The 16,057-nt window shown below is 60.2% G+C and carries 6 protein-coding genes; 3 read left to right on the top strand and 3 right to left on the bottom strand.

Annotation, left to right across the window (positions count from 1 at the left end; all coding sequences use genetic code 11):
* Positions 1-4 precede the first annotated feature (4 nt).
* Positions 5-1,117 carry a hypothetical protein gene (locus PLH32_06965; protein ID HQJ64337.1) on the bottom strand — a complete coding sequence of 371 codons (1,113 nt, stop codon included), beginning with the start codon at positions 1,115-1,117 and terminating at the stop codon, positions 5-7.
* Between the two features lie 461 nt (positions 1,118-1,578).
* On the opposite strand from PLH32_06965, the gene PLH32_06960 reads away from it, so the two are divergent.
* Together PLH32_06960 and PLH32_06955 are read left to right on the top strand one after the other, a co-directional pair.
* Entirely contained in the window at positions 1,579-4,350 is a 2,772-nt protein-coding gene (locus PLH32_06960; GenBank protein HQJ64336.1) for a FlgD immunoglobulin-like domain containing protein, read from the top strand.
* A gap of 72 nt (positions 4,351-4,422) precedes the next feature.
* Positions 4,423-5,922: a NapC/NirT family cytochrome c gene (locus PLH32_06955; GenBank protein ID HQJ64335.1), complete on the top strand. Its 1,500-nt coding sequence runs from the start codon at positions 4,423-4,425 to the stop codon at positions 5,920-5,922.
* Between the two features lie 121 nt (positions 5,923-6,043).
* Here the strand turns inward: PLH32_06955 and PLH32_06950 are convergent, their stop codons facing one another.
* A complete protein-coding gene (locus PLH32_06950) occupies positions 6,044-7,480 on the bottom strand; it encodes a sodium:proton antiporter (protein HQJ64334.1) in 1,437 nt (478 codons plus the stop codon).
* Between the two features lie 162 nt (positions 7,481-7,642).
* Complete coding sequence (locus tag PLH32_06945) at positions 7,643-15,847, bottom strand: FlgD immunoglobulin-like domain containing protein (protein ID HQJ64333.1); 8,205 nt, start codon at positions 15,845-15,847, stop codon at positions 7,643-7,645.
* Between the two features lie 15 nt (positions 15,848-15,862).
* Here PLH32_06945 and PLH32_06940 point away from each other — a divergent pair.
* On the top strand, positions 15,863-16,057 hold a 195-nt coding region (locus PLH32_06940), incomplete at its 3' end, for a hypothetical protein (GenBank protein ID HQJ64332.1).

Below are 16,057 nucleotides of genomic sequence, written 5' to 3'. Positions count from 1 at the left end.
CATATCAGTTGCCCACCATCGTTGCACCGAGGAAGCTGAGCACCTCATTGATGGGATTGGCGACGGCAGTGGTGTTGCTGCCCGCAAAGAGTAGTCCGATCGCCTTGGGATTGGTCGTCACATCCTGGACCATCAAGGAGCCGGAGTCGCCGCTGTTGAGGAACTTGCTTTGCTTGTTAGCGATGATGATCTGGCCGGTAAAGGTCTTGGTGAAGGCCGTGCCGCCGGCGCACTCGTTCTCATAGCTCACCGAGACCGTGCCGTTGAGTCCCGAGACCGAGCTGCGCGTCAGGCCGGTGGTACGGCCGCTCTTCTTGACCGCCTGGCCGACCGAGGCGGCAACCGTAGTCGCCGAAAGGGTGCCGATCTCGAGGATCGAGCCGTCGGTTCTCACCATCCCTGATATCACCTGGGCGACGGCGCAATCGACATTGTTGCTCGGCAAAGAATTTTTCACAACCAGGGTGGCGACGTTCTGGGCGCCGGCGGCGCTGCAGTTGACGTCGATCAGGCCGGGCTGAATGACTGGATCACCGCTTGTGGCGACTCGGCTATTCCCACCGGAAACGATGTCGGCTTCGAGAACGTGATAGTTGCTGAGGATGTACTGAGCTGAACCGATTTTGATCAGGGAGCCGAGGGTGCCGCCGCAGCAGTAGCCGTTGGCCAGGTCATAGGACCAGCCGCCGGAAGTGCCGAGCTGGATCGGAGGGGTTTGCTTCGCGGTATGGCTCGTGCTGCTTGAACTCTTCATGGCCTTGATCTCGCCGGTGACCTGGACCAGCAGGGGGACGCTCTCGAGCTCAGCGGGAAGACCGCCCGGGCCCTTTTGCAGGACGGGCGATTTGGTCATCACCACGATCACCGGCTGACCCGCTTCGGTGACAGTCACATAGGTTCCGACCACCTCGCTGTTCTTCATCAGACTGGCGGTGTGCCGTTCCTGCACGGCCGCCACGGCCTGGATAGCGGGATTATCCAGGGTCCACTCGCCGGCGGCAGCAACAGGCTCCGCAGCGGTTGGCGCTGCCTGCTTTTCGCCGCAGCCGGTCAGCAGCGCCAGTACCAGCACGAGTGCCGCGCCGACCAGGGCAAATTTCCAGATTAAACTTTTCATCGAATTGACCTCCTTGCGTATGGGACGCTGGTCGAACCTCCCCCCCCCCCACAACTGCGGGTTTCCGTTAAAAATAACCATATGAACGCCCAATTGCAAGCCTTTTCTACACTTTTTTAGGTCGCTTCTCGCCATGCAACCCTGCCGACGTTGCCTATTTCAGCACAATGGACCCCTGCATCCCTGGATGTTCACGGAATCGGCAGCAGGTGCCGTATTTTTCAGCAAAACAAGCCATGCCTGCAAAGAATCCCAATAAAAGATTTGCCTGAAAAAAAACCTCCGCCTATATTATTCCATAATTAAATATTTTACATTCCCTTAAGTCAATTTATTTCGTTTTATTGAACTATTTTTGAAACCCTAAATTCCATCCATTTTTAAGCTAAAAGAGGAGGTCTATCGCTGAATTCGGTGTACCTTGATATTCTAATCAACTACCCTATCACCCGGGAGGTCCCATGAATCCGAAATTCATCACCATCTTTGCTGCCCTCACCAGTCTTCTGCTCATCACGGCCTTCGCCTGGGCGGCGGCTCCGACGGCCAAGATCACCGTGGACGCCCTGAGTTCCGTCGATGTCGAAGGCAGCACCATGATGACCTCGAGCGGCCTCAAGGTCATCGGTGTCGGCGAAACCTGGTATCTGATCGGTTCCGCTTCCTCCGGCACGGTGACCAAATATGTCTGGACACTCAAGACGAAGCCGGCCGCCTCGAACGCAGCCCTTTCTGCTACCAACACGGCCAAGGTCGAGCTGGTTCCCGACGCAATCGGCCAGTATGAAGTGGTCCTGTCGGTCACCACCGCCGACGGCACCGGTGAAACCACCGTTGTCCTCACCGCGGCAAAGTGGTGCGGTGTCGGCGGCCAGTGGGGATTTGGTGTCGATGTCGCCGGCGGCCAGTGCACCTATTGCCACTACGAGAACACCAACCAGTGGAACAAGACCAAACACTTTGTCGGCCTGAGCGACAACATCGACACGCCGGGCCATTTCGCCAGCTATTGTCTTTCCTGCCATGTAACCGGCTACAACGCCGCGCCGACTGCGGTCAACAACGGCTTTGATGACATCGCGGCTGAGCTCGGCTGGGTTTTTCCGGCCCCACTGCAGGCGGGCAATTGGGCCAGCCTGATCGCCAATTATCCGCGCCTGGCCCAGATGTCCAATGTCCAGTGCGAGGTTTGCCATGGCCCTGGCAGCCAGCATGTCGGCAAAAAGAGCGCGATCGACATGAGCCTGAATGAGGGCACCTGCGGCCGCTGCCATGAGGAGCCGCCCTACAACGTCAAGAACATCCAGTGGGCCAAATCGGGACACGCCAGAGTGATGGAGAACTACTCCACACGCGCCACCTGCGACCAGTGCCACTCGGGCTGGGCTTTCATCCGCCGCGTCGACCCCAAGACCACGAGCCTTGATGGCCGCCCGACCAACGGCTTTGGCCAGCAGTCCTGCGCGGTCTGCCACGATCCGCATTCCGGCACCTATGAAGGCCAGATCCGTACCATGGCCGATGTCACCCTCGGCGATGGCAGCGTGGTCACCTATGGCGGCACCGGCAAACTCTGCATGGCCTGCCATCACGGCCGTCAGAATGCCGAAGTCTACTCCGCCAATCCGGCCAACATCTCGACGCATTTCGGCCCACACGGCAGCGCTCAGGCGGATATGATCAATGCCAGCAACGGCATTCACTATGGCCTGCCGGTCGCCAAGACCGGCCATATCCTCACCACGGAAGACGCCTGCGTCACCTGCCACATGGCGACCGCAGGCAACCCTGGCGACCACAATCACACCTTCTCCATGGTCGACGACAAGGGCACTGAAAATACCGCCGACGATGTCGACAAGGTCTTCGTCTGTCAGCCCTGCCATGGCGACATCAAATCGTTCGACGATATCCCCGCAGCCCAGGATTATGATGACGACGGCACCCTGGAAAGCGCGACCGCCGAGATCGAGGGTCTGATGGAGGAACTGGCCGAAATTCTGCCCCCCACCGGCTCGGACGTGGTCCTCACCAAGGCTGATTATGACTGGACGGGACAACCCGTTCAAATCGCCGAATACCGCAAACTGCTGCTCAAAGCCGCCTTTAACTATTACTTTGTCGAGGAAGATCTCAGCGGCGGCATCCACAACACGGCCTATGCAGCCACCCTGCTGCGCCGCTCGATCGCCTCGCTCAAGTATGGCGATATCGGCTCCGGTGTGATCCGCAGCATCAGCGATGTGCCGCATGACCAGGGCAAGCAGGTGCGGGTGATCTGGAGCAAATTCCCGGCGGACGGTCCCGGAGACATGCCGATCCGGAACTACAATGTCTGGCGCCGCGTCGATGCGCCCGCAGCGGGCATCACGCTGGCGGCCGCACCCAGGCTTTACCGCTCCTTCGACGAGGTACCGGCGACTCTGACCTCCGAGGTTCGCGTCAAGTTCCAAGAGGATCTCTATGACTTTGTCGCGTCGGTTCCGGCTGCCGCGCTGCCACAGTACAGCGTCGTGGCCCCGACCCTCTATGATTCGACCAAAACCGGTGGTCAGCACTGGTCGGTTTTCGTCGTCACCGGCCAGACCGACCTGCCCTACTGGTACAGTGCCTCCGCGCCCGACAGCGGTTATTCGGTTGACAATCTGGAACCCATGGTGCCGATGAACCTGCGCGCTGACGTTTCCAGCTCCGGTGTCTCCCTCACCTGGGATGAACCGGTGGACGCCGATTTCAAGTTCTTCACCCTCTACCGCGGCGAAACCGCCTCCTTCGATCCGGATGCGGTTCAGCCTTTGGCCAAACTGACGACCCATGCTTTCGTCGACGGCTCGGCCCTGAACAAGAAGACCTATTACTACAAACTGGCGGCGACCGATTTCTCGGGCAACCGCAGCGCTTTCGCCAGCGTGATGCTCAACGTCACGGCCGTCGATATCAACGCCAGCCTGCCGACCGAATTCGCACTGGAACAGAACTATCCGAACCCGTTCAATCCCAGCACGATGATCTCCTTCGGCCTGCCGGCACAGCAGCGCATTGCTCTCAAGATCTACGACATGCGCGGCCAGCTGGTGCGCACCCTGGCCAGCGGCGCCTTCGCGGCTGGCACCCATCAGTTGAGTTGGGACGGCCGCAACGACAGTGGCGATGTCGCCAGCGCCGGCACCTATATCTATCGCCTCGAAAGCGAGGGACAGACCCTCACCAGAAAGATGATCTTCCTGAAATAGTTAGTCTCATCCTGGCTTAACCGAAGCCGGGGCGCATAACGCCCCGGCTTCTTCTTTTTGGGAGAACTGTTCATGAAACTGCGTTTGCCTGACTCCTACTACAATCCGGTCTCCTACACGGGCACGGTGATCGCTCTGATCGCCCTCTTCATGTTCGTCTTTCTCTATGTCCTGGCCTCGCTCTCGAGCGTCGACCGGGCTTATGTGGGCATTGTCCTCTTCATCGTCATCCCCGCCTTCATCATCCTCGGACTGCTGCTCATTCCGCTGGGGATGTGGCAGTTCATCCGCCGACGGCGGCGTCAGGGCAAGACCCTGGAGAAAGGCTTCCCGGTGCTCGATCTCAACCAGCCCGAGCAGCGGACCGCCACAATCATATTCGCCCTCGGCACCACGATCTTTCTCTTCCTCTCCGCCCTCGGCAGCTATGAAGCCTATCATTTCACCGAATCGGTTCCCTTTTGCGGCCAGCTTTGCCACAAGGTGATGGAGCCGGAGCACACCGCCTACCAGAACTCGCCGCATGCTCGTGTGACCTGCGTCGAATGCCACGTCGGCGCGGGCGCAAACTGGTATGTCAAATCCAAGTTGAGCGGCTTGTATCAGGTTTATGCCACCCTGGCGAATGTCTACCCCCGGCCCATTCCCGTGCCGGTGGCCAACCTCCGCCCGGCGCGCGAAACCTGTGAGTCCTGCCACTGGCCGCAAAAGATTTACGGCAAACAGCTGCGCCGCGAGATCTATTTTCTTCCAGATGAGAACAACACCCGCTGGGAAATCAATCTGCTCCTCAATACGGGCAGCGGCAATGCCGCCCTGGGGCAAAGTTCCGGGATCCACTGGCATATCAATCCCGACATCCGTATCGATTATTTCGCGGCGGATGCAAAACGGCTCGAGATCCCCCGCGTTGTCATGACCAACCGCAAGAACGGCGAGAAAATAGTCTATGATAGCCCGTCGGCCGGTTCTGAAACGGCGGCCCTGCCAGTCCGGGAGATGGATTGCATCGATTGCCATAACCGGCCGAGCCACGGCTACCACGATCCCAACCGCTTCATCAACAGCGCGATGGCAGCCGGCGAGATCGATCCCGCCCTGCCCGGCATCAAGCGGGCAGCGGTGGAGGCTTGCATGACCACCTACGGGACCCCGGACTCCGCCCAGGCCGGGATCGCCGCCCACCTGCGTACCTTCGGCGCCACCCTGGCCGGCGCGCAGAGCCCGGAGACGGGAGCGTTGATCGAACGCGCACTCGCCGGAACCCAGAAGGCCTACAGCCGCAACCTCTTCCCGGGGATGAAGGTCTCCTGGAACGACTATCCCGACCACATCGGCCATCTCAATTCCCCCGGTTGCTTTCGCTGCCACGATGGTGAGCACGTCAGCGCCCAGGGACGGGTGATTTCCAAGGAGTGTAATCTCTGTCACGACATCCAGGCGCAGGGCAAGGCCGGAGCGATGGTCTATTCGAATGCCGGCAGTTCGCTCGAGTTCGTCCATCCCGAGGATATTGGCGACGGCTGGAAAGAGGCCCCGTGTTCGGAGTGTCACGCCCAGCCGCCGATTTGAGGCCCGCTCACGCCCCCCGAACCCGTTGTCAGCCGGCCTTTCGCCGCGGCAGCCTCCAGGGGGAGCACAAAGGAGGGAACTCCGGGCGCCGCTGCATCCAGCGGCGCCTTTTATTATGGGGTCAGAAAAAGATGAAGGTCGTGAGAATGAAGGTCGGGATGAGGATCAGGAGGGAGTAGCCCATGTAACCGAAAAAGTTTGGCATCTTGACGCCCTGCTCCTCGGCAATGGAGCGTACCATAAAGTTGGGGGCATTGCCGATGTAGGTGTTGGCGCCCATATAGACGGCGCCGGTGGAGATCGCCTTGAGAAAGATTCCCTTTTCAGCGATCAGGGCGGGAATGGCCTGGGATTCCGGCAAACCGGCGTAGAAATTGCCGAGCGCGGTATTAAGGAAGGTCAGGTAGGTCGGGGCATTGTCGAGAAAGCTCGACAGGACGCCGGTAATCCAGAAATAGTGCCAGGGCTCCTTGACGGCGTTGATGATGAAGGCCAGATGGCCATGGGTGCCAGCGCGTAGCATCGCCAGTGCGGGGATGATGGTGATGAAAATCCCCGCGAAGAGCAGCGCTACCTCGATGATCGGCCCCCAGGTGAATTCGTTCTTCTTGCGCACCTCGCGGGCCGTGGTCGCCCACGAAAGGGCAACCAGAATCAGCAGCACGAGATCCCGGAACAGGTTGGCCAAGCCAAGATGAATGCCGAGCATCTTGACCTCTCCTGCATGATAGGTGCCGCTCATCAGCACGGCGCCGATGATACCAGCCAGAAAAATGAGGTTGTGCGCCCCACGGATGCGCAGCGGCACCTTTTCTCCTGCCGGTTCTTTCAGCGTGCCCGCCTGTTTTTCGCGGTGGTAGAGATAAGAGTCCATCAGGAAAAAGAGCACCAGGACCATTGCGACGACGAAGAGCGTTTCGGGGAGGAGCTTAAAGGTCCAGAAAAAGGGGACACCATGAAGAAAACCCAGGAAGAGGGGCGGATCACCCAGCGGAGTCAGTGCCCCGCCGATGTTGCTGACCAGAAAAATAAAAAAAACGATGACGTGCATCTTGCTGCGGCGATGGGAATTGGCGCGGATGACCGGACGGATCATCAGCATCGAAGCCCCGGTGGTGCCTATCCACGAAGCGATCACCGTGCCGATCAGCAGCAGCAGGGCGTTCAGCAGCGGATTGCCGCGGAGAGTCCCCTCCACCAGAATGCCGCCAGCGACGGTGAAAAGGGCGAGCAGCAGGATGAGAAAGGGAATGTAATCGATCAGCACAATGTGCAGGATCTCATGGAGCGCGGGATGGCCGTAAGCAAGGACGAAGGGCAGGGCCACGACCAGCGACCAGAACGCGGAGACCTTGCCGTAATGATGGTGCCAGAAATGGGGGGCAAAGAGCGGGAAAAGGGCGATCGAGAGCAGGATGCCAAGAAAGGGGATGATGCTCCAGACCGGAAGCACCTCGCCCAGGTTTATGCCGCCCGCAGCGGCTTCGGCCTCCCCCGCCAGCAGCGAAGGGGCAAAACAGAGTACCAGCGCCGCCAAATACCACAGTCTTTTTTGCATGCCGTAGCGATCCTTCTTTGCAGGTGGGCCAGGTGGAAACCCGGTTATGTGCACCTTGCAATAAATTATCCTTCAACTTAAATAAAAAATCGCATACCGTCAATATAAAAAAAGCCGCCCGGATCGGGCGGCTTTTTTGTACTGCGCGGGGGATGGCCAACTCTACTTGAGCAAGGCCATCTTTTTGGTCACGCTCATGCCGTTGGCGACGATGCGGTAGTAATAGAGTCCCGTCACCACCGGTGCGCCGGCGTCGTTGCGGCCGTTCCAGACGATCTGGTGGTATCCGGCCGGAACCTCACCATCGACCAGGGTACGGATGAGCTGGCCGTTGGTATTGTAGATCTGCAGCAGCACCCGTCCCTCCGCCGGCAGCTGGTAGCGGATGGTCGTCACCGGATTGAAGGGATTGGGATAGTTCTGCGCGAGCTCGAACTTGCTCGGTACCGGCATCTCCGCCACGACCGGACCGTGCTGGGTGGTCACGCCGCTGCGGCTGATGTCCTCGAGCTTGTAATACCAGCGCTCGCCGGCCTGGGCGCTCTGGTCGATCCAGGTATACTTGCCGTCCGTCGCCGGGGGAATCAGGGCGCTGTTGATCTTTTCATACGTCCCCTTCTCGGTACGACAGCGCAGCACGTTGAATCCGAGGTTGTCGCTCTCGGCGGCCGTCTGCCATTCGAGGCTGACGCCCTCGTACTCGACGCTGGTACAGGTGAAACTCTTCATTTCGACGCTGACCTGCAGATTGACCGACCAATACTTCGTCAGGGTGTGTGCGGCATCGGAGATCTCCACTGTCACCAGATAAAAGCCCTGGGGATAGTACTGGGAATTGAGGGTGAAGGATGAGGAGCTCGAGACCGCCTGTGAACCGACTTTCCAGGTGTAGTAGAGGGCGTCGTTGTCCGGGTCCTCGACCTGAACCGAGAAGGTCACCGAGTTGGGCCACTTGACCGTAATGCTCTCCGTCGCGGGTTCGGAGGCGACGAGGCGCGGCGCCCGGTTCTCGTTGGTCACGGTGATCCGCACCGAATCGATGGCTTTGCCGCCCTGGTTGTCCTGCACCGTAAAGACCGGCACGTAGGTCTTGCCGCCCTGGTCAAAGGTCGGCGTCCAGTCGAACCAGTAAATAGTGCTGCCGTCCGGTTCAAAGGTGGCGCCGTCGGGCAAATTGGCGGCGCTGTAGTAGATCTGGTCGCCGTCGGCATCGGTGGCGTTGACCGAGAAGCGGAGGTGTTCACCCTCGTTGATGGTGTAGGAACCCAGCGCCGCGAAGACCGGATAGTTCTGGTTGTCGCCCTGGGCGGTGAAGCGTACCGTCGGCGAACCGCTGGGCAGGCTGGCCGTCGCCAGCGCCTCGTTGGGGCCCTGCTTGCCGAGCTTCCAGCGGGCGCTGGCGATGCCGTCGGCGCCGGAGGTCACCACGCTCGGTCCCTCGATGCTGCCACTGCCGGGCACTACGACGAACTGGACAGTACCGCCTCGAGCCGGGTTGCCGTAGCGGTCCTTGATCAGCACCTGGATCGGATCGGGCATGACCTTGCCAACCTGGCCGCGGAGATTGGGATTCTCGATCTTCTCCATGGTGTAGGCATAATCGGCTTCGCCATTGAGTAAGAACTCGATGAAGGCGGGATTGAGATTGACCGCCGAGGCGCGCACCTTGTTGAGGCCGGCCCGTGTGCCGAGGGTGTAGTTGGCAATCGCGGTGCCCTGGGCGTTGGAGGTGGCGGTCAGGCCGGTCACGCCGCCGTCGAGGGTGCCCTTGCCGGAGACCGTGCCGTCGTCGACCACGTTGAACATGACCGGCCAATCCGGAACGGCGTTGCCGTACTCATCCTCGACGCGCACCACCAGAGGCGTATAAAGGGTGCGGCCGACAGTGCCAGTCTGATCGCCGCCGAGGAGGTAGACAATCTTGCTGGCCGGTCCAGAAGTGGTCGTCGCCGTAAAAGTGACCGCGCTGATGGCCGCATAGGAGGGCAGGCTGGCGCTATAGAGCGTGTTGCCCTTCCCACTGCCGGCGACGGCTTGGGCGGTGGCCTGGCCGTACATGTCGGTGGTCGCCGGATTGGTACTGGTGATGGCGCCGTTGTTGACCAGGACGGTGAACTTGACCTGAACATCGGCTACAGGCCAGTCGTTGATGTCATTCAGCTGCACCTTGAAGAGCTGCGGCAGGGCCTTGCCGGGCTGCGCCGTCTGATTGTCACCGCCTAGGATCGTCAGTTTCGCCGGGGGGTTGGCGACGGCGATCTCGGTAAAGCGTACGGGCGAGTTGCTCAGGACAGCGCCGCTGCCGTCGTTCTTGATCGCGCGGGCTTCGACGAAATTGACGCCCGCCGACTTGCCGAGTTTGTAGCGCGCCTGGGCCACGCCCGTGCTGTCGGTATAGATGACCTGCGGATCGATCATCGTGCCGCCGCCCTGCGTGGGCATAAAGGTCACCGGATGATTGGCGATGGTGTTACCGTTGCGGTCACGCACGACCACACGCAGCGGCAGAGGCAAGGCCGTGGCGACGTTACGGGTCTGGGCATCGCCGTCATTGCTGGTCGCGCGCGCGATCTCGTAGGCGCCGAGGGGATTGAAGGTGATCATGACGCTGTCGGCGATGCTGATGTTGTTGTTGACGTCGCGCGCCTTGATCCACTTCCGTCCCGCCCTGGTCGAAGTGGCGAATCCGACCGCATCGCCGTTGACATCGGACGTGGTCAGCGGCTGGGTGATGTAGGTGGTCGCGTCATTCGGGAGCAAGGTGACATATTTTCCGGTCACGGCATTATCATATTTATCGCGCAAGGAGACCTTGATGGAAGCCTTGGTGGTGCCGTCCGCCGGAACCGCGGCATCCACGGCGAGAATCTTGGAGCGCTTGCCGTCGGTGATGTCCGGCATGGCGACAGCGGTGAAGCGGATCGGCGAGTTTTTCAGAGCCGCCGTGCCGTTGGTTGAAGTAGCCTCGACCACGTTGCGGTCCAGGCCGGCGGTGCGTCCGAGCCGCCACTTGACGCGGGCAATGCCGTCTGCGTCGGTGTTGATGACCTTGGTCAGCACGGTATCGGTGCCGAGCGCGGCATAATCGGAGGCGCCGACGATGATCCGGAACTCGATGGGATGGCCCTTGACCGGGTTGTTATATTTGTCACGCGCCATCACCGCCAACTCGCTGCCGAGGAACTTGCCCACGGTGCCGCTCTGGGCGTTGCCTGCCGACAGAACCAGGTTATCCGCATTGCTGGGCGTGCCGGAGATCAAAAAGAGCAGCGGCGAACCGGTGAGCTTGGCGCCGTTGTACTCCGCGGTCGCCTCGATGCGGTTGTTCTTGTTGCCGGCGATTTTGCCCAGATAGAACTGGACGGAGACCAGACCGTTGCTGTCCGTAGTCTTGGTCGCCGTCGTATTGACGGTGCCATCCAGGGTGCCGCCGCCGGCGGTGACATTGGAGGTCACGGTAAAGGTAACCGAATGATTGGCAATGGGGTTCTTGAATTCGTCCGTCACTCTTGCCTTGAGCAGCTCACCCAGCTTGTTTTCCGTGATGCCGAGGAAGAGCGTCGTATCGCTTGCCATGAGCAAAAGTTTCGGGTCGCCGACGATGGCGCTGGCATAAAAGAGATAGGGTGAGTTGACCAGATTGGTGCTGTTATAGCGGGCGCTCACCTCCATGGCGTTGTTCTTGCTGCCCGGGCGCTTGCCGAGCGTCCAGTAAACGCTGGCATAGCCATCCAGATCGGTGTTGACCGTTGTTTCGGCCAGGCCGTTGATGCTGCCACGCAGGCTGTCGACACCGCTGACATGGAAGAGGACCGGGGTATTGGGCACGCCGTTACCGTATTTGTCCTTGACCTGCACGCGGACCGCCTTGGCCAGGGGTTGTCCGACCTTGCCGATCTGATTGGCCGTCGCGGCATCGGGCACCAGCTGATAGGCTACATCAGGCAGGGCGGTGGCCTTGAAGACCAGCAGCGGATTGAGGACCACGCCGGAACGGACCTCGAGCACGTTGTTGGCCGTGCCGGAGGTGGTGCCGAGGGTCCAGGTGATCTGGGCGATGCCCGAGTCGGCGGAGGTCGGCACGGTCACATAGCTCGCGCCATTGACCTTGCCGGCTCCCTGGGTCACGGTGAAGGTGACCATGTAGCCGGTCTTGGACTGGCCGTTCTTGTCGGTGATCCGCACCTTGACATTCTGGGTGATGGCATTGCCTACTATGCCCTTGAGGGTGTCGGGCGTGGACCACTTGACCATCTGGTAGGCGTCGCCGGTGACCGAAGTGGCGTTGAAAAAGGCCGGGCTATCGGTCAAGGCCGCGCCGTCATTGCGCAGAGCGTCGACGCGCACCTGCACAGAGCCAAGATAGCCGGTCGGCATCTTCCAGCGTGCACTCGCATAGCCGTCGGTTCCGGTGGAGATGGTCTTGACAGTGCTCTCGCCGTCGATATCGACAAAGGTGCCGCCCGAGCCGACCACCTGGAAGGTGACGGAGTGGTTGAATATGGCGTTGCCATAGACGTCCGTTACCTGCGCCTTGATGGGCTGAGTCAGTTCCTGGCCATTGGGGCCGCTCTGATTGTCCGTCGTTGCGAGCTTGACCAGTTTGGCGGCGGTGCCCGCGCGGCCGCTGGCCCAGAGGCGCAGCGGCGAATTGATGAGGTGCATTGCGGGCTGGTCGGCGCGATAGGAGGAGACCTCGATGACGTTGGCGCTGTCGCCGGCGGTTTTACCAAGGGTCAGTGTCGCCGCAGCCATGCCGCTGACATCGGTGACCACCGCCTTCTCGCTGAGGCCGTCGAAATTGCCGCCGCCCTTGACCACCTTGAAGCGGACCGTATGGCCGGCGATGACGGCATCGAAGGGGCCGTACACCTTGACGACGAAGGGCTTGGAGAGTCTGGCGGTGACTGTGGTATCCTGTGCATTTCCGGAGAAATATTCGATCCGGGAAGCCACCGGATTGGTGGCGGTCTCGGAGAAGGTGACATACTCCGGATTCAGGCCGGTGGCGGTGGCGCGGACGGTGTGAACTTCGCCGACCGCACTGCCCATTATCAGGGAAACCGCTGCGCGCCCGGAGCCATTGGTGTAGCGGGTCAGGGTGCGGGTGCCGGCGGTCTCGAGATACGCGCCGGTGCCATCAATGATCGAAAAACTGACCTGATGACCGGCGATGCCGTTGTTCTTGTAGTCGGTCACCTTGACAACCAGTGAATCGGCAAGGGGCAAACCGATCGAGCCGTTCTGATTATTGCCGGAGGCGATGGCCAGGATGCTCGGGGGCCCGATGGTGCCGGTGGCAGTGAAGATCTGGACCGGTATCGCGGCCAGGCCCTGCAGTTTGGCTTCGACCGTGGTGGTGCCGGGTTTGTCGCCGAGGGTCAGGTAGACTGCGGCCTCGCCGTTGGTGTCGGTGAGCACCTTGAGGCTGCTCACCGGCGCCGGAGCTGCGACCGAGCTCACCTTGCCGTCACCGCTCTTGACGGTAAAGGTCACCGGGTAGTTGGGGTAATTGCCGCCGGACGTGCCCAGCACCTTTACCTTGAGCTGGGTGGGCAGCATGACGCCGACCATGCCGGTCTGTTGGTCGCCTGAGATCTTGGTCATGGAAGCGGGCGGCTTGCCGGTCTTGATGGTGAAGGTCAGCGGCGAGTTGGTCAGGGCGGTGCCGCCGCCGCCGGTGGCCGCGGCCTGGACCTTGAAGAGGGTGTCGACCAGTCCGAGGGTCATGGTGACCTTAGCCTGGCCCTTCTCATCCGAGGTTGAGGTCGCGCTGGAGAGCGAGCCGCCGACGCCCGAGAGCAGGCTCCAGTTCACCGTGGTACCGGGGACGCCGTTGCCATAGGAGTCAATAATGTCAGCGATCAGGGTGGCGCCGGCAGTCTCATCGCGGGTGCCGAGAATCGGATCAGTGAGCTCGGGATCCTTGATCATCGCGACAGCCGGCCCCGGCGTCGGGTCGAGGGTGAAGGTCACCGGGGCACCGGTCAACAGGGTGGTGCCGTCCGCCTTGTAGCCCAGGGCGGAGACCACCACATTGGTATCGGCGTCGGTGCCGAATTTCAGACGCGCCGCAGCGTAGCCGGCACTGTTGGAGACGTTGGAGAGGTTCGGGCCGGTCTCGCCCATGGTGGAGCCGGAGGGGCCAGTCACGCCGCTGGCAATTAGAGCGATCTTGTCCCAGTCCCAGCCGGGTTCATAAATAACCAGGCGGATATTCTGCAAACCCTTGGTCAATTTGAAGCTGCTGGGAAACTTGTACCAGGCCCAGGCGCCCGAGACATCCGTCACTTCGCAGTAGAGGGTGTCGGTTTTGGCGGTTCCGTAGCGGACGATCACATTATTCCGGCTGGTGGAGGTGGTTCTATACCGCAGATAGAAATAGTAGGAGCGCTCTTCAGGGACATAGACCGGAATAGAGACCGCTTCTTTGTAGCGATACCCGGAAGTGAACGAGGTTTTGATATAATGGCCACCGGAGGCGGTCGCCGAGGTGGTGTCCTTGGCAATGGAGATGCCGAGCGAACCGGATTCCACCTCTTTCCAGATTTTGCCGTCAAAGGTGCCGGTTTCGACGGTGCCCTTGCCCTGGGTCACCTGGAAATCCACAACGACATTGCTCACCGGATTGCCGGCATCGTCGGTCACCTTGACCTTGAGGGAATCGGCTACGTACTGGTTGATGGGCGCGGACTGGTTGCTGCCGCTGATGTAGGCTATGCGGCTGGCACTGGCTGAACCGAGATTGGGAAGATAGACCGAATAATTATCTATATTAAAATTGCTGACACCATCCTCGTACATCACCACGCCGACGTACCAGGTATCGCCGGGCGCCGAAGGCAACGTCAGATTCAGTGTCGCATCAAACACATCGTCGATATAGTGAGAAACCGTCAGGGAGGTGCCGCTGACCTTGACGATGGCGGTAACTTTCTGCCCGGCAGCAGGAGCGGTCTTGGTCACATTGGTCTCACTCACGAGGCTGCTGAACGTCGTACCGCCGCCGGTGATTTGGTAGAGGGAGAGCTTGTTTGCGGAGCGGCGTAGCCAGTAACCATTGGCCGTGGATGCGGGCGAATCCAGCATCAGGGCAAAACCGACTGGTATATATCCGCTGGTTTGGTAATAGATGGCCGAGGCGCCCATGGTCATCGAAAGCTTGATTGAATCGGCGCCGGCCGATTTGTTTGCGCCGGAACGGGCGAAAGCGGCCAGACCGTAGCCGTTGGCCGACGAGATGGTCAATTCGTTGTTCTCAGTGGCAAATTTGGGAGCGGACCAGTCGGAACCGAGCGAAGTCCGGTTGAAATCATCGACGATGGGGCTGTTCCAACCCGTGGATGGCGTCCCGCCGCCACCGCCGCCGGCCAAGGTGGTCGCTGAGGCAACATTGGAGAGAGGTGAGGTATTCGGAACCTCATCTTTGATCACCAGGGCGAAGTAGTATTTGGTACTCGCGCTCAGGCCGGAGACCGTGACCGACTCGGACGAGCCGGGGGCTTTCGGCGTGCCGGTCGTAGCTTTGGTGGCCGCGGAGAAATTGGCGCTGGTGATCGTGGAGGTGCTATAACGCAGATCGTAGGAGGTCGCCGCGCCGGTGCCGGTCGGGCCGCCATCATCGGACTGGGCGGTCCAGGTTACCGTGATCGAGCTGGAGCTGGCCGCCGTTGCCGAGATCGTCGCAGCGGCAGGGGCGGTGGTGTCGGTCGTCGTCGGCGGCGTATAGGTGCTGAAGGTCATCTCTTCGATGTCATTGTCCACCGCTGCACCGCTGTAGAGCAGGGCGCCGCCGTAACAGGTGGAAGCGAGGCTATAATCGGTGTTGGTAATCGAGCCGAGGGGATTGCCGTCGAGAAAATACTCGAATTTTCCGGTGGCGGTATTGACCCGTACCGTAAACAGGGAACCTGCCGCCATGGTCGGCGGCGATGAGACGTTTGCCGTCGTCCCCGAGCTGGCGGTCACACCTGCGGTGATCTTGAAGAGCTTGATCTGCCCGCTGTAATAATTGGCAAAATAGCCGTTGCCCATGAAGTTGGCGGTTTGCATGAAGACCACCCCACCGTAGCCGGTATAAGCGGTCTCGCATCCGTCACCGGAGGGCGCCCAGCGGATGTCGACCTGATTGGCATTGGCCTTGCCTGTGTAGACCGCGATCTGTTTGGCCCCGGTCAGTTTTTTGGTGGAATGCAGATTGCCATTATAGACCAGCGAATCACCGGCAGACCAGGATGTGCTGCTCAGAGTGCCGGATCCTTCGAAATAGGCGGTGACGGGATCCTGCCCAAAAGCCGTGAAGGCCAGAGCGAGTGTCAGGAGCACAACCAGAGTTGCGGCTTTTGAGAACGACAACGCGATTCTCATGATGGGTAACCTCCAATGCAGTTGCGATGCGTGGTTCTGTTTCATGTCAAAACACTTGTTTGCGCAACGAACAAGAAAATTCATATTTCGGCTATTATTTTCGATACTTACTTCAATATTTTCAATGGTGAGGATCTCCCACCGCCCTCCTATTTCGCAAACACTATGCCAAAAGGGGGGAACGGGATCAAAAGAAGAAAAGCAAAGGCC

This window comes from bacterium, from assembly GCA_035419245.1.
Taxonomy (GTDB): Bacteria; Zhuqueibacterota; Zhuqueibacteria; order Residuimicrobiales; family Residuimicrobiaceae; genus JAKPUX01.
Note: the sequence above shows the minus strand (reverse complement) of the source record. Positions and strands in the feature narration are given on the sequence as shown.